Origin of the sequence: Polyangium sp. 15x6 (genome assembly GCF_029960785.1) — a bacterium.
Taxonomy (GTDB): Bacteria; Myxococcota_A; Polyangia; order Polyangiales; family Polyangiaceae; genus Polyangium.
On the sequence record NZ_JASBQE010000085.1, the window covers coordinates 18,502 to 37,233 of the forward strand.

Below are 18,732 nucleotides of genomic sequence, written 5' to 3' on the forward strand. Positions count from 1 at the left end.
GTGCGCCCCTCTTCCGAACGGGAGAGGGGAGGGGGCGGCTAGGCCGCGGCGCGCTGGATGAGGATCTTCAGCCGCCCGAGGGCGCGCGCGTGGAGCTGCGACACGCGCGGCTCGCTCACGCCGAGATGCGCGCCGATGTCCTTCAGCTTCACGCCGTCGAAGTAGTGCATGCCGACGATCTGCCGTTCGCGCTCGGGCAGCTGCTCCATCGCCCGGAAGAGCGCGCGGTACGACTCGCGGGCCTCGTACGCTGCCGCCGGGTCCTCGTCCTCGGCGATGAGGTGCACCTGCTCCTCCGTCGGCGTGAGCTCGTGCAGGCTCACGAGGCACGTCGGCCGCGCGGTGCTCGACTCGCCGTCTCGCGCGGCCGTCACCGCGGCGCGCCTTCGCCGGCTCAGCCAGTCCTGGGCGCGCAGCTCGTCCACCACCGCGCCGCGGATGCGCATGCGCGCGTACCACTCGAACGTCTCGCCCCCGTTGCCGCCGTTTCTGCGGAGCGAGTCGAGCAGCCCGAACACGCCTGCGGCGAGCAGGTCGTCCCGCAGCACGTTGGCCGGCAGCCGCCGCGCGATTTGCGCGACGATCTGGTTCACGAGCGGCAGGTAACTCTTGAGGGTCTGCGCGCACACCGGTGCCAGGCTCCCCTCCGGGAGCGCGCGTGCTCTCCGAGGTCTCACGTCGGACACCGGGCCTTCGGGGATCGAGCGGCGACTGACCATGCTGGCGGGCTCTTGCGGGGCGCAGGGCGACACCATGGACGTGCACCCGCTCAGATCCGCCTGGGCGATGACGGTCGCGTCTCGTTCCTGAACATCCTGTCGGTGGAAGTAGGACTGCTGCATCTGTTCAGGGACCTCGTGATGTAAGCAACGTTCGTGGCACATCCTTGTGAGGTGGCAAGGAACGGCTCGTCCCAAACGTACACTGGTCCCGTCCTCCAGAGAAGGACCGCAGACGAATCTACACCACGCATTCTGCACCAGGAAATTCCCTCAGACTCTCAGGAAAATCCCTACGGTTGCCTTGCCGAAGCTGGGTCAGTTCTGACCCGCCTTCGGCGCGTTTCGAGGCGTCGGATCCTGCGTACTGGAGTTTCCAGTTGAAGGATCAACGACTTGCGAAGGGGGGGGATGGGTATCCCCGGACCCACCTCCCTGCGCGGGGGGTGTAGTCGGCGTTTCTTTTCCTGCCCCACTGGGGGCAGGGGTTGCGCCCGAAGGCGCTTGATCCACGTCCGCGGTCGACTCGTCCGCCGAAGCCTGGGCCACGGGGGAATCGTAGCGGGGGGCCTCACCTGGCCTGGAGTAGTCGATCCAGAAGGCCTTCGTGGTCCGAACGTCGAGGTGAACGAATGTGCTGTTCGGGTAGTAACCTACCCCAGCATTGCGGAAGGTCCGACAGAAATCGCGCAGCATCGTGTTCGGCACGCCCTCGATGCTGAAATCGATCGCCCTGCCCAGGTTGTGGTTGCTGTGCTTCGTGTACTGGGTGGGGGAATAGGGCCGGAACCCACTCGTGATGTGGATCGTGCGCCCGCCGAAGTGATCGCTGACCATGCCGATCAGCGTGGCGAGGCGCGGATCGATCGCGGTCTTCGCGCCGGAAGGCCCGTGCCGCATCATCTTGCCGAGCCCCGTGAGCGCCGACGGCACGAGCCGCCCGTGCTTCGTGAGCAGCTGCGTCTCGAGCCGATCGGTGCCGCGCACGAGCTTCACGAACCCCGGACGCTTCGGCTTCATCACGAGCGGCTCGGGCTTCGCGGGCTTCGCGTCGCCCTTCTTTTTTCCCTTGCCAGCGGCGGCGTTCTCCTTCGTGTCCGCCTTCTTGCCGTCCTTCTTCGCTCGCTTCGCGGCTTCCGCTTCCTTCCCCTTTTCGGGGATCACGAGCTCCTGACCGGGCTTGAGGAGCTGCCCAGGACGCAGCCCATTTGCCGCTCGGATCGCATCCACCGTCGTGCGATACCGCTTGGCGATCTGGACGAGCACCTGCCCCTTGGCAACGACGTGAACGACGTCCCCCGCCTCCGCGTATACTGAGGCGAGCGCGACCGCGGCGCCGGCCAGCAAGGCCACGCAGCGGAGCCGGAACGAAGATCGAGCCGGTTTCGAGGCGAAAGCGTCCATGTGTGATGTGTTCAACGTTGCTCGGGGGCCCGATACGTACACGCACCCAAGGCTGTCTTACCTTCGGTACGCGGAACCGTTCGATGCGTAAAGCACTATTTTGGCCGTGGATTGGCGGGGGTGCGATGCTGGCTCCGACCCCCTCCCGGGGTCTGGCCGGCGGAACCCCTCCGGGCCGCAGTTACGAGGACCAGGACTGATCGATGGCGGACGGAAACAACCTGGTGGGCGTCGACATCGGTTCGAGCGCCATCAAGGTGTGCCAGCTCAAGGAAGGGCGCAAAGGGCTGTCGTTGGTCCGGGCCGGCTACTGCCCGCTGCCGCCGCAGAGCATCGTCGACGGCCACGTGATGAACGCCTCTGCGATCGTCGCGGCCGTGGGCCGTGCGCTCGCCGACGCGAAGATCAAGCAGCGCGAGGTGGCGCTGAGCATCAGCGGCCAGGCCGTGATCATCCGCAAGATCACGGTGCCGCTCATGACCCAGAACGAGCTCGACGAGCAGATCCAGTGGGAGGCGGAGCAGCACATCCCCTTCGACATCAAGGACGTGCACGTCGACTACGAGGTGCTCCGCCGCCGGCCCGAGGCAGGGCAGATGGATCTTCTGCTCGTCGCCGCAAAGCGCGAAGAGGTCAGCGACTACTTGGAAGTCGCACGGCAAGCCAAGCTCAAACCTCTCGTCCTCGACATCGACGCCTTCACCGTCCAGAACCTCTTCGAGTACGGCCGCGGCATCCCCGCCGATCAGACGTTCGCGATCATCAACGTCGGCGCCTCGCTCACCTCGATCAACATCGTCTCGCGCGGCGCGAGCTCGTTCACGCGCGACATCCCGAACGCCGGCAACTACGTCACCGAGCAGATCCAGAAGCAGCTCGGCGTGACGTTCGAACAGGCCGAGGAGCTCAAGTGCCAGAGCGTGGCGCAGCCCTTCGGCCCCACGGCCCAGGTGCCGCCGATCGTCGACACCGTCTGCGACACGATCGCCGGTGAGATCCAGCGCTCGCTCGACTTCTTTCTCGCCACGAGCGGCGAGCCCGAGATGCACCGGATCTACCTCACGGGCGGCACCTCGAACCTGCCGGCGCTGCCTGCGGCGATCTCGCGGCGCTCGCGCGTGCAGGTGGAGCTGCTCCAGCCGCTCGAGCGCGTGGCCGTCGAGGGCAAGGACATCAGCGCCGACATGCTCCGCACCCGCGGCTCGCAGCTCTGCGTGGCCCTGGGTCTCGCCATGCGCAAGGACAAGGAGAAGCGCGCGTGATCCGGATCAACCTCCTGCCGCACAAGCGCGGCGCGGCGACGGGGGCCCCGAGCCAGCGCTGGCTCGTCGTCGTGCTCGCCGTGGTGCTGCTCGAGATCGTGGGGCTCTTCCTCTTCTACCAGTCGAAGCGCGAGGAGCTCGACGCGCAGAACCGCACGAACGCGCAGCTCAAGAGCCAGATCGACGACATCAAGCGGCTCGTCGCCGACCACGACGAGCTCAAGAAGGCCCTCGCCGTGCTCCGCGCGCGGGAAGAGGCGATCGCGAAGCTCCAGGCCGGCCGCACCGGTCCGACCGCGGTCCTGCTCGAGCTCGCGCAGATCATGACGACCGGCAAGGGGCCCTCGGCCGATCCGGACAAACTCGCGAAGCTGCGCAAGGACAACCCCCTCGCCGTCTTCAACCCGGCCTGGGACTCGCGCAGGCTCTGGCTCACGGGCTACCTCGAAGGGCAACGCACGGTGCGCATCGAGGGCCTCGCGCGCGACGGCAACGACGTCTACGAGCTCGCGCAGCGGCTCAAGCTCTCGCCCTACTTCTACGAGGTCACGCTTTTGCCGGGAAAGAAGGACGAGGACCGCGTCTCGAAGATCGATCTCGTGAGCTTCGCGCTCCAGCTCAAGGTGAGGTACTGATGGCCGCCAAAGCCCCCGCGGCGGGCAGCTCGTCGCTCGATCGCCTGCCCCTCGCCGGAAAGATCGGCGTCGGCCTCCTGTTCCTGACGCTCGTCGGCGCGCTCTTCTTCGTCTTCGTCTACGAGGACCTCTCGAACGAGCTCGCGGCTGCCAAGCAACGCGAAGGCACGCTCCGCGGCGAGCTGCGCGCGGCCGAGGCCGTGCGCGACGCCTACCAGAAGGACCGCGACGAGAAGATCCGCAGCGAGGCGCGCGCCGAGCAGACGAAGAAGATTCTGCCCGACGAGCCCGAGACGCCCGCGTTCCTCGCCTCGCTCCAGCAGACGGCCACCATCGCCGGCGTGAACCTCACGAGCTGGACGCCCATCGACGAGCTCCCGCAAGAGTTCTTCGCGAAGGTGCCGATGAAGCTCACGCTCACTGGCCGCTACCACCAGATCGCAAAGTTCTTCCACGGCGTGGGGCAGATCGACCGCATCATCAACATGGAAGACATCCAGATGAAGCTGTCGACGAAGAACGGCACGGTGAAGCCCGAGAACCCCGGCGAGCCCGAGGTCAACGTCGAGTGCCTCGCGACCGCGTTCCGCGCCCTCAGGCTCGACGGCAAGGACGGCGCGAAGCGAAGGGGGACCGGGAAGTGAAGAGCGCGCGCTCGCTTTTCTGGCTCCTCTTCGCCGCGCTCGTGCTGATCGTGTTCGCCTCCGGCTGCGAGGAAGACGAGCTCTGGGTGCCGCCCCCGAGCGCGACCCCATCGCCCGGCGCCGCGCCCGACGGCGGCGTGGGCACGGACGGCGGGCCGCAGACGGCCGCGAAGAAAGATCAACCGGAGCTGCCGCAACGCGAGTTCGTCGAGGCCGACTTCACCGAGACCGAGAAGAACCGTGACCCGTTCCGCGGCTTCGCGAGCGTGTTCGCGCAGCAGGCCAAGGGCCGCGCCGTCGTGCAGCGGACCGTGGTGATCGAGCGGTACGCGCTCGACGAGCTCAAGCTCTCCGGCCTCGTCACGCGCTCGCAGCCCCGCGCGCTCTTCATCGACCCCGCGAACGTGGGGTGGGTCGTCAAGGTCGGCGATTACGTGGGCAAGCCCGAGATCGTGCGCACCGGTGGGCCTGCCGGGATCGACGTCGCCATCAACTGGCGCGTCGATCGTATTCGCGAGGGGGACGTCGTCTTTGTTCGCGAGGACCCGGCACATCCGGAAATCGCCCCCGTCACGCGCGTGATCGCGCTCTTCCCCGAGGAAAACGCCGGGAACGAGGCCCGGCGGTAGCGACGAACTGGGCCCGTCTCGCGCGGTTTGGGTAGGATCGGGGGCATGCTGACGAAACCGCGCTCCGCGATGCTGCTCGCGGCGCTCCTCTCCTTCGTCCCCGCGAGGGCACACGCCGACGGCAACACGCGGCTCGAAGTACGGGACGTCAAGCTCGCGAAGGCCGGCGAAGGCGAGGCTCGCGTCTCCGTCGCGACGAGCGCCGAGCCGCGCTTCTTCGCGCGCGTCGACAGCGGCGGAAAGCGCCTCGTGATCGACATCGCGGGTGCGGAGATCAAGGGCGCGCCCGCGGCCATCACGCAAGGCAACGCCCTCGTCGGCGGCGTCCTCACGCAGACCTTCGATCAGGACGGCAAGAAGATCACGCGTGTCCTCGTGCAGCTCGCGCGCACGGCCGAGTACCGCATCAGCGCGACGCCCACGGGCCTCGTCGTCGACCTCGCGGCCGCCGACGCGACCGCGCCGATGCGCGCGCCCGCGCCCGTGGTGACGTCGTCGTCGCCCTCCACGACGCCGAAGGCCGAGGCGCGCAAGGTCGAGCAAGCCACTGGCGCAGCCGTCACGAACGTCCGCTACGACCACCAGGCTGGCAAGGATCGCGTCACGGTCGAGCTCAACGAGAGCGTGAAGTTCTCGTACGTGACCTCGGCGAGCGGCCGCTCGATCCTCGAGCTCGAAGGCGCGCGTCTGCCCGACGCGCTCGAACGCAAGCTCGACGTGAGCGCCTTCGGCGGCACCATCACGGCGATCTCCACGTACCGGCGCAAGAGCGACCCCTCCCGCGTCGTCGTCGAGGTCGAGCCGAAGGGCGACGCGAGCGGCGTCGTCTCGCGGGAAGGCAACACGCTCGTCCTCACGTTCGCGGACACGGCGGCGCACCCGATGCTCAGCGGCGTCGGCGCCGACGGCGGGGCCGCGCGCCGCGTGCGCACGGTGGCGCGGGAAGAGGACGTCCTGGCGACGCCGAACACCTCGCGCGCCGCCGAGACGACGATCGACGGCGAAGAGGCCGCGGGCTTCTTGCCGACCACGCTCGCGCAGCAACGCCGCTTCACGGGCCGGCGCATCGACCTCGACCTCAAGGACGCCGACATCCACAACGTCCTGCGCCTCATCTCCGACGTCGGCCGCGTCAACATCGTCACCTCCGACGACGTGAAGGGCAACGTCACGATCCGGATGCGCAACGTCCCTTGGGATCAGGCGCTCGAGACCGTCCTCCAGGCCAAGGGCCTCGGCATGGTCCGCCAGGGCAACATGATCCGCGTCGCGCCCCAGGCCGAGCTCAACAAGGAGCGCGAGCTCGACCTCGCGCGCAGGCGGAGCGAGCTCGCGCTCGCGCCGCTCGAGACGCGCCTCATCCCGGTGAACTACGCCGTCGCGAAGGAGCTCCAGGCGCGTGGCAAGGACCTGCTCTCGCCGCGCGGCTCGCTCGCCGTCGACGAGCGCACGAACGTCCTCGTGGCGCGTGACGTCGCGGGCAACCTCGACCAGCTCGAGGAACTCGTGCGCGCGCTCGACACACAGACGCCGCAGGTCCTCATCGAGGCGCGTATCGTCGAGGCCACGAGCCGCTACCTGCGCGACGTCGGCATCCAGTGGGGCGGCGACGGCACCTTCAGCCCTGCGACCGGCAACCCGACGGGCCTCGTCTTCCCCTCGCAGATCGGCCTCACCGGCGGCGCGAGTGATCAGACGACGCCCACGGGCGGCCTCTCGCCGTTCCAGAACACCGTCCCGAACCCGAACTTCGCGGTCAACTTGCCGGCCACCACGGGCACGGGCCTCGGCGGCGCGATCGGCATGACGCTCGGCTCGATCGACAACACGATCAACCTCTCCGTGCGCCTCTCGGCGGCCGAGGCGAGCGGCCTTTTGCGGATCGTCTCGAGCCCGCGCATCCTCACGCTCGACAACCGCGAGGCGCGCATCAGCCAGGGCACGCTCATCCCGTTCTCGCAGATCAGCGCGCAGGGCGTGCAGACGACGTTCCAGGAGGCGAAGCTCCAGCTCCTCGTCAAGCCGCACGTCACGAGCGACGGCAGCGTCTCGATGCACGTCAAGATCAACCGCGACGAGCCCGACTTCAACCAGACCTCGGCGCGCGGCGATCCCACCATCTTGAAGCGCGAAGCCGAGACCGACCTGCTCATCATGGACGGCCACACCGCGGTCATCGGCGGCATCTTCACGCGCAACACGGGCAGAAACCTCGATCAGGTCCCCGTGCTCGGCGACATCCCGATCCTCGGCGTGCTCTTCCAGCGCCGCAGGTCGAGCGACAGCCGCAGCGAGCTCGTCATCTTCATCACGCCGCGCATCGTCAATCGGGCGGAGTCGCTCGGAAAGTAGCGTCTGCGCGTACCGGGGGGCGCTTGCAACGCTTGCAAGCGCCTCTTTGCGTGGACCGGGAGCCGCTTGCAACGCTTGCAAGCGGCTCTTTGTATGGTCACGGAGCCGGTTGCAACGCGTGCAGGCGGCTCTTTGTGTGTTCAGGGAGCCGGTTGCAACGCGTGCAGGCGGCTCTTTGTATGGTCACGGAGCCGGTTGCAACGCGTGCAGGCGGCATCCGGTACGCGCAAAGTGCGGTTTGCACGCGTTGCAAGCGGAGGCGGGGAGGCGCGGAGGGCCGATGGCTGCGGTGGAGCGTCACGCTCGGTCCGAGTCCTTCCGAGCCGCCGCTGCCCGAGGGGCGCTGCGTTGCGATTCGGTCGCGGCTCCGCTCTTGCCAAGTTTGGCTGGTCAGGACACGCTCGCTGCGAGGTACGGACGTGAACCGCAAATTCTAGGTCTTCATCTCCTCCACCTACAACGACCTCCGGAAGGAGCGGCAGACCGCCGTCCAAGCGGTGCTCGACGCCGGGCACATCCCCGCCGGCATGGAGCTCTTCTCGGCCGGGGACGAAGCCCAGCTTGAGGTGATCAAGCGTTGGATCGACGACTCCGACGTCTACATGCTGATCCTGGGCGCGCGGTACGGCTCGATCGAGCCGACAACGAAGAAGAGCTACACCCACGTCGAGTACGAGTACGCCGTGGAGCGAGGAAAGCCGGTCTTTGCTGTCTATATCGCGGACGCGGTCTTCAACGAGCGCGTCACCAAGGAACTCGCCTTGGAGATCGCGAACGAGGATCGCACAAGGTACAAAGAGTTTCGGGAGCTCGTGAAGTCGAAGATGTGCAGCGAATTCAGCGACCCGAAAGACATCACGATTGCCGTCCTCAAGACGCTCAACGACTTCGGGCGGAGGCCAGACTTGCAAAATGCAGGCTGGGTTCGCCGTCGAGATGTTCCCGACACGGCCAAGTTGACGAGCGAATCCGCCCAGCTCAACGCTGATATCGCACGACTCACCACGGAGATCGCGCGGCTGACGGCCGAGAACAGTGCGCTACGTGTGAAGTCCGAGGGGGCGGGGAGTAATGCCGAGGAAGATCGGCTTGGAAGCTTCACGTACCGCCAGCTCGTCGCGACGCTTGGCGCCACACGCGTAGGCGGGCGTTCGCTTCTCGATAATATGGTGACATTTGCGAATGACTTCGTCATGGGTGTCGCGGATCCTGAATCCACCGTTGGACAAAGAAGCAATGCGCCGCCGATGCTCTACAACGACGTCGCGCCCAAGCTTGCCACCTTCGGGCTTCTGAAGCGGGACACGATATACGGCGCACAAGCCTTCCGTACTTCGGAGGCTGGTGATCTCTTCCTTGCAAGATTGGCCGTGGAACGCGCGGGGGCGGCGTAGGAGGTCCGGCCGGTGCTCGTGGCCCCGCTCCCCGGGCCAACAATCCGCCGCCGATTTCTTTGCCTCCCGCCCACCCGACGCTAGGTTCCCCCCGATGACCCCGCACTCGAACTGGTTTCGCGCGGCCACCGCGGCCCTCCTCGGCCTCGCCTCGGCGGGCGCGTGCGGCGCGGCCATGCCCGAGGCCGATTCCACGAAGCAAACCGCCTCCACGTCCGAAGCGGACGAGCTCGCCCGCAAGCGCGCGGAAGGCGAGGGCGCCGATTCTCCGTCGAAATGCCCTCACGGCGCCCTCGAAGATCCGCACCGCGGGTTCGTCCGTTGCTTGCGCCCCGACGAGCGTGACGCCGGCTGGCTCCCGCCGCCCCCGCAACCCGAGCCGTCCTCCCCGGACGCCGGCACGGACGCGGCCCCGCCGCCCGAGACGACCCCGCCGCCGCCTCCGCCTCCGCCGCCTCCGCCGCCGCCTCCGGAGAAACCCGCGGAAAAACCCAAGCCCGGGCCTCCGCCCCTCGTCACGATCTCCGCGCCCAAATTCGAGGGCGGCGACGTGCCTCGCGCCGAGAAATTCATCAACTCGAACCTCGAAGGCATTGCCAAGTGCATCGCCGACAATGGCGGCCTCGAGGCGGCGAAGGGCTCGCTCAAGGTGACGTTCCTCGTCCGCGCGCGCGGACGCGCCGAGGGCGTCGAGATCGAGAGCAAGAAGGGCATCACCGAGGAGGCGGCGTCCTGCATCCGCTTGCTCCTCAAGAACCGCGCCGTCGGCGCCCCGAGCTCGGACCCCGTCGGCGTCACGGTCACCTTCTCGCTCGAACGACCTCGCTGACGATCGTATCCTGCCGGCATGGCACGGCAGCGCTTCCTCTCCTTGTCCTCGGGCACGGGCGCCCTGATCCTCGCCTTCCTCGGCGCGGGCGCGCGCCTCCCCGACGTCGGCCCGAGCTCGGCCCGCGTCGTCTCGCCCGGCTTCCCGCTCGACGCGCCCGCTTATGGTCCTTCCAAGGGAAAACAGACGACCCCCGCGGTCGCCTATGACGGAACGAACTGGCTCGTCGTGTGGGAAGACCAAGAGGGAGGCGGTTTTTCCTCGGGTCTGCGCGGCGTCCTCGTGGGCCCCTCGGGCGCGCCGCTCGATCCGCAGGGGTTCGAGATCGAGCCGTCCGTCGGGGTAAACCTCGCGCCCGTCGCGGCCTGGGACGGCGCGGCCTGGGTCGTCGCGTGGGAGAGCGGCGTCTCCGGCGACGATACGAGCTTCGACATTCGCGCGCGTCGCTTCGGGCCGACCGGCGTCCCGCTCGGCGATTCGTTCATCCTCGGCGGCGCCGCCAATGCGCAGCGCGCCCCGGCGATGGCCGTCGGCAGCAGCCGTGTCCTCGTCGTCTGGGAGGATCTTCGCAATGGCACGTCGAACGACATCTTCGGCGCGCGCATCCTCTCGAACGGCGTCTTGCTCGACCCGCTCGGCCTTCCCATCGGCGCGGCCACGAACGAGCAGAGCCGCCCCTCGGTCGCCTGGGACGGCGCGAGCTTCGTCGTCGCCTGGCAGGACTATCGCAGCGGCACGAACCAGGACATTTACGCGACGCGTGTGACGCCCGCGGGCGTCGTCCTCGATTCCGCGGGCATTGCCGTCTCCACGGTCGCGGGCAGCCAGATGTACCCGTCCGTCGCCAGCAATGGCCAAAGCTCGCTCCTCGTCTGGCGTGATTACCGCAGCGGCAGCTCGTACGACATCTACGGCGCGCGCGTCGATCCGAACGGCGTGGTCCTCGACGCCGCGGGCCTGCTCGTCTCGGCCGCGTCGGGCGCGCAGCGATACCCCCAGGTCGCCTGGGACGGCGTGAACTTCGTCGCCGTCTGGGAAGACATACGTCATGGCGGCGGCGTGTACGATCTTTATGCCACCCGCATCGATTCCCAGGGCACGGTCCTCGATCCGGCCGGGTTCGCCGTGATCAAAGGCGGCACGGACGACCTCTCCGTCGCGCTCGCCCCCGGCGCGACCCATACCCTCGCCGTCTGGGATGTCGATAGAGAGGATCGCGACATCGTCGGCGCGCGTATCAGCCAGGGAGGCACGGCCGTCGACGCGCCCCCGGCGCTCCTCTCCACGGCGCCGAACGAGGAGCGCGTCGGCGACGCGGCGTTCGACGGGACGAACTGGTTCGTCGTCTGGGCGGATTCGCGAAATGGAGAGAGCGTCATTGCCGGCGTCCGCGTGAGCCCTGCGGGGACGGTCCTCGACGCCTCGGCGATCCTCGTCGCCACCGGCCAGGGCCCCGTCGCGGATCCGCGCGTCGCGTTCGACGGGAAAAACCACCTCGTGGTATGGACCGACCGGCGCACGACGCAAAACCAGTCGGACGTCTACGCGGCGCGCGTGACCCCAGGAGGCGCCGTCCTCGATCCCAACGGATTTCCCGTCGCCACGGGCACCTCGTCGCAGGAATCGCCCTCCGTCGCGTCCACGGGCAGCGCCTGGCTCGTCGCCTGGCTCGACGACCGCAATGGCCCCACGGCCTGGGACATCTATGGCGCGCGCGTCTCGCCTTTCGGCGCGGTGCAGGACCCGCAGGGCTTTCCGATCACGACCGCGCCGGGCTCCCAGTTCATCTCGGACATGGCTTCGAATGGCTCGATCTTCCTCGCCGTGGCCGCCGATCACCGCACCGACACGAAGGGCGACGTCTACGCCTTCCGGATCGACTCGAGCGGCGCGGTCCTCGACGGCGCGGGCATTCCCGTCGCGGTCGCGCCGAATGCGCAGACGAACCCCTCGGTCGGCTTCGACGGCAAGGATTTCCTCGTCGTCTGGTCGGACGACCGAGCGGCCACGGCCCCCGACATCCACGCCGCGCGGGTCACGGCCGCGGGCACCGTCCTCGATCCGGACAGCCTCGTGCTCGCGGCGACCCCGAGCGCCGAGCGCGCGCCTTCCGTGGCCTTCGACGGCGCGCGCCACATCGTCACGTATTCGATTGCCTCGGACGGCGCGAACGACATCGCGGGGCTCCGACTGCACACGGACGGCACGCCCGTGGACGTGATGCCTTTCGTGATCAGCGCGCAGCCGGCGGAGGAAAACCCTTCGATCGCTTGCGCGGGGCCGCCTGGAAGTGTGCTCGTCGCGTACGGGGCGCAGGACGACGGGACGGATCGAATTCGCGTCCGGGCGAGCGTCGTGACGGACGATGGTAGCGGCGGAGCCGGCGGCGCAGGAGGCGGAAGCGGGGCCGGAGGCGGAAGCGGAGGCGCAGGCGGAAGCGGAGGCGCAGGCGGAAGCGGAGGCACAGGCGGCGTCGGCGGAAGTGGTGGCACAGGCGGCGGAAGTGGTGGCGCAGGCGGCGGAAGTGGTGGCGCAGGCGCAGGCGGAGCCGGTGGCGGAAGTGGCGGCGCAGGTGGCGCAGGCGGCATCGCTGGAAACGGCGGCGCAGGCGGCAGCGCCGGCGCGGGCGGCGAGGGCGGCTTTGGCGGAATGGGTGGTGGGGCTTCGTCGGGCGGCGGTGATCGGCCTTCGGGTCCGATCCTCGTCGATGACGGTTGTGGATGCCGGATGACCGACGACGCATCGGGGACCTCGCCGGCCCTCCTCTCCCTCGCCGCGCTTTTTCTCCTGCGGAGACGCCGGTTCGAGCGTAAGCTCCGGTCCGCGTGACGACGGCGGGGGATCCATCGGTGGGCAGGGAGCTACGTTTCGGCGCGCACAGGCTCGTGTTCGAGGAGCCTGACACGGTCCATATCGAGCTTTGCGGCGAGCTCGGCGACGAGCTCCAGCCGATGGTCGAGGCCCTCGAGGCCTGGTGCGTGGGCCGCCCCTACATACTCACGCTCGCCTCGGTCGCGCGCGTCACGACCTGGACCGCGGGCGCGCGGAAGGTCGCATTGTCTTCGCACCAGATTCGCCTCCCGCCGCGCGCCCTCGCCCTTTATGGGGGAGGTTTCGCCTTGCGCATGTCCGTCGAAATGCTGATGCGCGCGACCGCCGTACTCGGCGCCCGTGATCGGCACTTCTTCCACGGCCACGACGAGGCCGAGGCGCGCGCGTGGCTCACGGACATGCGCCCGAAGCTCGCGGGCGCGGCGAAGGCATAACCGCGCCCGCGCGTCGTCACGCGATTACCCCTCGTTCCGCGGCGCGAGCCAGCGCGCGAGCTCCTCCGGCGACCGATCGAGCACGACGTCCCCGACGCGCACCGCGCCGAGCTTGGCGAGCCGGTCGGCCAGGGTTTGTCGCTCCGGCGTGGTCAACGGGCGCCCGAGGCGCCGTTCGAACTGGTGCGCGAGAGTCTCGAGACGCCCCTGCAGGCGCCCAACCTTGCGTCCCTCTTTACGCCCTTCCTTACGGCCTTCTCTGAAGAACCAGTTTTGCACGACCAACCTCCCGGGCAGCGCAGAGACTACCACATCCCGTAGCCCTTTCACACGATGGTTTGTCTCCGCGAAGACGGTCATGGCGGCGCAGAGCTCCTCGAACTCCGTGGCTGAGCTTTGCGCGCGCAAAATCTCCACCACCTCCGCCAGTTTGTCCGCGTCCACATCACGCGTCAGGGGCGCGAAAATCAACCAGAACGGACTTCCTTGTTCGGTTGCTCGTCGCACGAGCTCAGCCACGGTCCGCTGGTAGACCGGCTCCACGCGGAAGGAGACCCCGGAAAACGGCCGATCGTCCGGCGAGGTTCGGTACACGCCCTGCTCGGGCCAGGGTTCGTCGCGGCCAGCCAGGAGCACGAGCACGCTCTCGATGCGCGGCGGCCTCTCTTCAGGGGTCGTCCCGCGCCGCGCGCGCGCCTCGTCCCCCAGCGCGAGCGCCGTCAGGGTGTTGTATTCGAACATGCGCCACGACACGTCGCGCGTCATGGCCCGCGCCCATTCCACGTGCAGCAGCCGTTTTCCCTCGGCCGCCTTCACGAGCAGCGCTCGATCGAGCCGCCGCTGTCGCGACGTCACCTGTGTTTCGACCCATTCCACAGGCTCGATGGGCCCCTCGCAATCGAGCAACGCCCGCGCGACCGCGTGGGGCAGCTTCCGCGAGACGTGCCGGAGGATCAGATCGATGTCGTCCTCCGCCAAGGCTCGCCCCGCCCTTCGCTCGGTCGCTTGCACGCGCGGGCCGAGAGCGATCCTCGTGCCAGCACAAAACCCCTGAAAACCCCCACGCTCTTCGGCCTCCTCGGGTGGCGCCGTCGTTTCCCGCCGGGCGCCCGCCGGCCCCTCCCGAGCGGCCCCTCGGCCCCGGCCGTGGCCTCTTCGCGAGCGTAGCCCGGGGCGGAACCGGTGCTAAGGTGCGCGCGCCGCCGTGTCCGACCCTCAACTCCTCCAGCGCGAGATCGCTCGCCGCAAGACCTTCGCCATCATCTCCCACCCCGACGCGGGCAAGACCACGCTCACCGAGAAGCTCCTGCTCTACGGCGGGGCCATCCAGCTCGCGGGCGCGGTCAAGGCCAAGCGCGCGCGCGCGCACGCCGTCAGCGACTACCTGGAGATGGAGCGCGAGCGCGGCATCTCCATCCAGTCGAGCGTCCTGCAGTTCCCTTACAAGGGCCGCCTGCTCTCGCTCGTCGACACCCCGGGCCACGCCGACTTCAGCGAGGACACCTACCGCGCGCTCATGGCCACCGACGCGGCCATCATGCTCCTCGACTCGGCCAAGGGCGTCGAGGCGCAGACGAAGAAGCTCTTCCGCGTCTGCAAGCTCCGCTCGATGCCCATCTTCAGCTTCGTCAACAAGATGGACCGGCCCGGCCGTGATCCGTTCGAGCTCATCGGCGAAGTCGAGGAGGTCCTCGGCATCGGCGTCTACCCGATCACCTGGCCCATCACCGTCCGTGGCCAGTTCAAGGGCGTCTACCACCGCATCCTCCGGCAGGTGTTTCTCTTTCAGCAAGTCGCCCACGGCGCCGAGATGGCGCCCATGCAGGCCCACGATCTCTACGCGCCCGATCTCGAGGAGGCCGTGGAAGAGGAGGGCGTCAAGCAGCTCCGCGAGGACGTCGAGCTCCTCGACGCGGCCGGCGACGCCCTCGACACGGGCAAGCTCGCGCGCGGCGAGGTCACGCCGATGTTCTTCGGCAGCGCATTGACGAATTTCGGCCTCCCGCAGCTCCTCGATTCCTTCGTGGAGATGATGCCGCAGCCGGCCCCTCGCGCGAGCGACAAGGGCGCGATCACCCCCGACGACGAGCGATTCACCGCGTTCGTCTTCAAGATCCAGGCGAACATGGATCGCGCCCACCGCGACCGTATTGCGTTCGTCCGTGTCTGCTCCGGCCGGTACGAGCGCGGCATGAAGGTCCGCCACGTCCGGCTCGATCGCGACATTCGCCTCACGAACCCCGTGCAATTCCTCGCCCAGGAGCGCACCGTCGTCGACGACGGGTTCGCGGGCGACATCATCGGCGTCTTCGATCCGGGCATCTTCCTCATCGGCGACACCCTCACGGACGGCGCGAACGTCAAATACGCGCCGCTCCCGCAGTTCCCGCCCGAGCATTTCGGCCGCGTGGTGATGGTCGATCCGATGAAACGCAAGCAGCTCAAGAAGGGCCTCGAGCAGCTCGCGCAGGAGGGCAGCGTGCAGCTCTTCCGGCCGCCGGAGGGCCGCGAGGGCGAGTCCATTCTCGGCGCCGTCGGCGAGCTCCAGTTCGACGTCGTCAAGCACCGCCTCCTCAACGAATACGGCGCGGACGTGCGGATCGAGCGCCTCTCGTGGAACATCGCGCGCTGGGTCGAGGGCGAGCCCGTGCCCCTCGCGGAGCTCGAATCGCAGCTCTACGGTTATGGCGCGCTCGACGTGCATGGCCAGCCCGTCGTCCTTTTCAAGGGCGACTGGCAGCTCGAGACCTGCGCGAAGGCCTTCCCGAAGACCCGCTTCGTCGAGCTCGGCGCGGGCGCGCTCAAATTGCCCACGGCGGACTGAGCGCGCACCCGAGGACGCCCTTCGGGGCGCGACCGGCGCATGATACAAGGGATCATGCGCCTTCGATCTCCCTCTTTCCTTCTCCTCACGGCACTCTCCCTCCTCGTGGCGCCGGCTTGCGGCCCGGACGCGGAACCGCCCCCGACCATTGCCCCCGTCCGACCGAACCCGCCGGCGCAGAACGACCCTGCGTTCACCGTGACCGGCGTCCCGCGCTACGTCCTCGCAGGCGATGGCCTCACGGTGCCCACGAAGGCCTTTGTGATCGGCGTCAAGGCGCCCAAGGACGTCCTCGACATCGACGCCTGGATCGACGGCGCCGCGGAGCCGGTCCCTCTCGTCTTCAACGCCGACACCATCCAGTCGGAGGGCGAGGTCCCGACACTGGAGCTCCCGATCGGCAACCATTCCTTCATGCTCTCCGTGCGCGGCTCGAAGGAGGCCTTTTTTCGAGCCGAGTTCGTCAAGGGGCACGCCCTCTACATGGTCATCTCGACGGACTGGGATTTTTCGGATGTCGACGACCGCGTCCTCGACCACCATACGGAACTCCACACGGCGCACCCCGAGCTCAAGATCACGCACCTCATCGGTCCGTACATCTTCACGGATCCTGCCGTTTCCCAGCAGCGCCGCGACGACCTCGTGAGCTTCGCCCAGGGCATGCGCAGCACGTACGGCGACGAGATCGGCCTCCACATCCACCCGTATTGCAACTTCGTCGAGGCGGCGGGTGTGGCTTGTAAAACCGCGCCTTCCGTCGCCGATCCGGCCGGTGATCCCACCGGCTACACCGTGCGCCTCGGGGCCTACAGCCGCGAGGAATGGAAAACCCTCTTCGGCAAGGCCAACGAGATCTGGGAGCAGGTCGGCTTCGGCAAGCCCACCTCCTTCCGCGCCGGCGCGTGGACACTGGAGACGCACGTCGCGCAGGCCCTCGTCGACACGGGCTTTCGGGTCGACTCCTCCGCGAACAACTGGAAGCTCATGGACGAGTGGATCGGCTACGACATCTACGAGTTCAACAAGACGCAATGGGCGTCCATCGGCGACACGAGCCAGCCTTATCGTCCGACCGAGGACAGCATCGTCGCCGGCGGCAAGGGCCCCGAGCTCGGCCTCCTGGAGGTCCCGGACAACGGCTGCATGGTCGATTACTGGGCCGTCGAGGAAATGGAAAACATCTTCGACGCGAACTGGAGCGGCGGCGCGCTCGTCGCGCCCACGCAGGTCTCGACGGGCTTCCACCCCGCGACCACGCAGTATTACTCCCCGTACGAGTTCGATCGCCTCGACGCGTTCTTCACGTACGTCGACCAGTTCCTCGCCTCGAAGCACGAGGGCCCGGTCATTTACATCAACATGACCGACGCCACGAAGGTCTGGTGAACATCAATCGCGATCGCGCCGCGTCCTCTGCGCCCGGATCGCCGTCTCCGGGGGCAGGACCGGCGTGACGCCCGTCCACGCTTCCAGCGCATCGAGCGCTTTCGCGCGGTCCGGCTCCATCAGATCGACGATCGACGCGGAATGGTTTATCCCCGGCGCGAGGAACCAGTAGCTGTCCTTCGCATTCCCGAGCTCGAAGGCCGCCGCCGTGTAGGGATCGGTCTCCCCGTACACGAAAAGGAGCCGCTCCCCCTCCGCCGAGATCCAGGTGGAAATGTCCTGCATCGCCGACGCATCGAACACCGGCGTCTTGCCGGGCGTGAGGTACGTCTCCGGCACGTCGATCCCGGGGAACTGCAACAGATCCGCGACGTTCGACTCCTCGACCGCCGGATACCCGAGCTCCGTGGCGGCTTGCCAGTAATAAGGCTCGTACGTGAGGAACTCCTCGTCCGACCAGAGGCTCGGTGAGGCGATCTCGTCGAGGAACGTCCACACATCGTCGTCTGTCGGCGCGACGCTCATGTCGGGACAAACGCTCTCGTCGTAATACTGCCAGAACGTGAAAATGAGCTGCAGCGTGGCCACCTCGAGCGCCTTCTCCCGCCCGAGCAGCTCGTAACCGAGCCCGTTCTCCGCGGCCTGCGCGTCGATCCGCGCGAGCATCGCCTCGCGCCGCAAGAGCACCTCCCGCTGGAAAACCTTCAGCGCGTCCTTGCAGGTCGAGCTCCCGAGCGACGCCACGAAATCGAGGTATCGCGCGTCCTGCGTGCCGAAGCTGTGCGGCGCCACGTACGCGACCGTCCCGTCCACGTCGTCCGGGAAAAACCGCCGGTGGTACACGGACGTCATCCCGCCCTTGCTCGCGCCGGACGAGATCCATTTGCCCGTGTAGATCGGCTTCAGCGCCAGGGCGATGCGGTGGTGATCGGCCGCGGCTTGCTCGATCGTCAGGAGCGACCAGTCGGCCGGCTCCGGCCGCGAGGGAGAAAAGAACCGTTGCTCCACGAAGAGCTGATTCGCGCCGAGAAAATCGGCGGGCTCCCGGATCCTTTGCCGTGCCGGGTTGACGTTGTACCCCGACGTGCCGAGCACGAACGGCGCGGCCTCGTCCCTGTGGTGCAGGAGCAAGCGCTGCCGGAAGACGGGCCCGCCCGCCGCGCCGTGATCCGCCGGCTGCTCGTACTCCATCACGAAATATCGATACCCCTCGACCCCCGAGTTCTCCTCCGTCACCACCATTCCGGGGATGGCCTCGAGCCGGTCGAGAATATCGACCTCCGGCGGCGGGGGCGTCGCGGGTTCGTCCGAGCAGGCGGGCAGAAATCCAAGGGCGAGCGGGGCCACGAGGCAAGCCGCGCCCCGCATCGTTCGAGACATCATCG

Annotated in this window: 15 protein-coding genes; 11 read left to right on the plus strand and 4 right to left on the minus strand. The window is 68.1% G+C overall.

The window, feature by feature from the left end:
* Nucleotides 1–38: 38 nt before the first annotated feature.
* Together QHF83_RS39990 and QHF83_RS39995 are read right to left on the minus strand one after the other, a co-directional pair.
* The gene (locus QHF83_RS39990) at nucleotides 39–629 is read right to left on the minus strand and encodes a sigma-70 family RNA polymerase sigma factor (protein WP_282423342.1); all 591 of its coding nucleotides are present in this window, start codon (nucleotides 627–629) and stop codon (nucleotides 39–41) included.
* Between the two features lie 408 nt (nucleotides 630–1,037).
* Entirely contained in the window at nucleotides 1,038–2,072 is a 1,035-nt protein-coding gene (locus QHF83_RS39995) for a DUF882 domain-containing protein (protein ID WP_282423343.1), read from the minus strand.
* A 254-nt stretch (nucleotides 2,073–2,326) separates the two neighbouring features.
* Between QHF83_RS39995 and pilM the strand changes: the two genes are divergently transcribed.
* The 9 genes from pilM (at nucleotide 2,327) to QHF83_RS40040 (ending at nucleotide 13,134) form a co-directional block, all read left to right on the plus strand.
* Nucleotides 2,327–3,385, plus strand: a complete 1,059-nt coding sequence (gene pilM / locus QHF83_RS40000; RefSeq protein WP_282423344.1) for a type IV pilus assembly protein PilM — start codon at nucleotides 2,327–2,329, stop codon at nucleotides 3,383–3,385.
* Complete coding sequence (locus QHF83_RS40005) at nucleotides 3,382–4,020, plus strand: PilN domain-containing protein (RefSeq protein WP_282423345.1); 639 nt, start codon at nucleotides 3,382–3,384, stop codon at nucleotides 4,018–4,020. The genes pilM and QHF83_RS40005 overlap by 4 nt, the downstream gene beginning before the upstream one ends.
* Complete coding sequence (pilO, locus tag QHF83_RS40010; RefSeq protein ID WP_282423346.1) at nucleotides 4,020–4,664, plus strand: type 4a pilus biogenesis protein PilO; 645 nt, start codon at nucleotides 4,020–4,022, stop codon at nucleotides 4,662–4,664. Before QHF83_RS40005 ends, pilO begins: the two co-directional genes overlap by 1 nt.
* Nucleotides 4,661–5,293 carry a pilus assembly protein PilP gene (locus QHF83_RS40015; RefSeq protein ID WP_282423347.1) on the plus strand — a complete coding sequence of 211 codons (633 nt, stop codon included), beginning with the start codon at nucleotides 4,661–4,663 and terminating at the stop codon, nucleotides 5,291–5,293. The genes pilO and QHF83_RS40015 overlap by 4 nt, the downstream gene beginning before the upstream one ends.
* Before the next feature lie 45 nt (nucleotides 5,294–5,338).
* Nucleotides 5,339–7,645, plus strand: a complete 2,307-nt coding sequence (gene pilQ, locus QHF83_RS40020; RefSeq protein ID WP_282423348.1) for a type IV pilus secretin PilQ — start codon at nucleotides 5,339–5,341, stop codon at nucleotides 7,643–7,645.
* A 443-nt stretch (nucleotides 7,646–8,088) separates the two neighbouring features.
* Entirely contained in the window at nucleotides 8,089–9,039 is a 951-nt protein-coding gene (locus QHF83_RS40025) for a DUF4062 domain-containing protein (RefSeq protein WP_282423368.1), read from the plus strand.
* A 94-nt stretch (nucleotides 9,040–9,133) separates the two neighbouring features.
* Nucleotides 9,134–9,868 carry a hypothetical protein gene (locus QHF83_RS40030; protein WP_282423349.1) on the plus strand — a complete coding sequence of 245 codons (735 nt, stop codon included), beginning with the start codon at nucleotides 9,134–9,136 and terminating at the stop codon, nucleotides 9,866–9,868.
* An 18-nt stretch (nucleotides 9,869–9,886) separates the two neighbouring features.
* Complete coding sequence (locus tag QHF83_RS40035) at nucleotides 9,887–12,697, plus strand: hypothetical protein (protein WP_282423350.1); 2,811 nt, start codon at nucleotides 9,887–9,889, stop codon at nucleotides 12,695–12,697.
* On the plus strand, nucleotides 12,694–13,134 hold the full coding sequence (locus QHF83_RS40040) for a hypothetical protein (RefSeq protein ID WP_282423351.1): 441 nt from the start codon (nucleotides 12,694–12,696) through the stop codon (nucleotides 13,132–13,134). Before QHF83_RS40035 ends, QHF83_RS40040 begins: the two co-directional genes overlap by 4 nt.
* Nucleotides 13,135–13,158: 24 nt before the next feature.
* On the opposite strand, the gene QHF83_RS40045 is transcribed toward QHF83_RS40040, so the two are convergent.
* Nucleotides 13,159–14,112 (minus strand): hypothetical protein, encoded by a 954-nt coding sequence (locus QHF83_RS40045; RefSeq protein ID WP_282423352.1) that lies wholly within the window; start codon nucleotides 14,110–14,112, stop codon nucleotides 13,159–13,161.
* A 226-nt stretch (nucleotides 14,113–14,338) separates the two neighbouring features.
* Here QHF83_RS40045 and QHF83_RS40050 point away from each other — a divergent pair, with 226 nt between their 5' ends.
* Together QHF83_RS40050 and QHF83_RS40055 are read left to right on the plus strand one after the other, a co-directional pair.
* Complete coding sequence (locus QHF83_RS40050) at nucleotides 14,339–15,958, plus strand: peptide chain release factor 3 (RefSeq protein WP_282423353.1); 1,620 nt, start codon at nucleotides 14,339–14,341, stop codon at nucleotides 15,956–15,958.
* Nucleotides 15,959–16,012: 54 nt separating this feature from the next.
* Nucleotides 16,013–17,347 (plus strand): hypothetical protein, encoded by a 1,335-nt coding sequence (locus tag QHF83_RS40055; RefSeq protein WP_282423354.1) that lies wholly within the window; start codon nucleotides 16,013–16,015, stop codon nucleotides 17,345–17,347.
* A gap of 3 nt (nucleotides 17,348–17,350) precedes the next feature.
* Here the strand turns inward: QHF83_RS40055 and QHF83_RS40060 are convergent, their stop codons facing one another.
* Nucleotides 17,351–18,730, minus strand: coding sequence for a S28 family serine protease (locus QHF83_RS40060; protein ID WP_282423355.1), 1,380 nt, complete (start codon nucleotides 18,728–18,730; stop codon nucleotides 17,351–17,353).
* Between the last annotated feature and the right edge of the window lie 2 nt (nucleotides 18,731–18,732).

Excerpts from the sequence above, each read along its gene's own strand:
- pilM (WP_282423344.1), top strand. The coding sequence starts at position 2,327 with ATGGCGGACGGAAACAACCTGGTGGGCGTCGACATCGGTTCGAGCGCC.
- pilO (WP_282423346.1), top strand. The coding sequence starts at position 4,020 with ATGGCCGCCAAAGCCCCCGCGGCGGGCAGCTCGTCGCTCGATCGCCTG.
- pilQ (WP_282423348.1), top strand. The coding sequence starts at position 5,339 with ATGCTGACGAAACCGCGCTCCGCGATGCTGCTCGCGGCGCTCCTCTCC.
- QHF83_RS40030 (WP_282423349.1), top strand. The coding sequence starts at position 9,134 with ATGACCCCGCACTCGAACTGGTTTCGCGCGGCCACCGCGGCCCTCCTC.
- QHF83_RS40035 (WP_282423350.1), top strand. The coding sequence starts at position 9,887 with ATGGCACGGCAGCGCTTCCTCTCCTTGTCCTCGGGCACGGGCGCCCTG.
- QHF83_RS40055 (WP_282423354.1), top strand. The coding sequence starts at position 16,013 with ATGCGCCTTCGATCTCCCTCTTTCCTTCTCCTCACGGCACTCTCCCTC.
- QHF83_RS40060 (WP_282423355.1), bottom strand. The coding sequence starts at position 18,730 with ATGATGTCTCGAACGATGCGGGGCGCGGCTTGCCTCGTGGCCCCGCTC.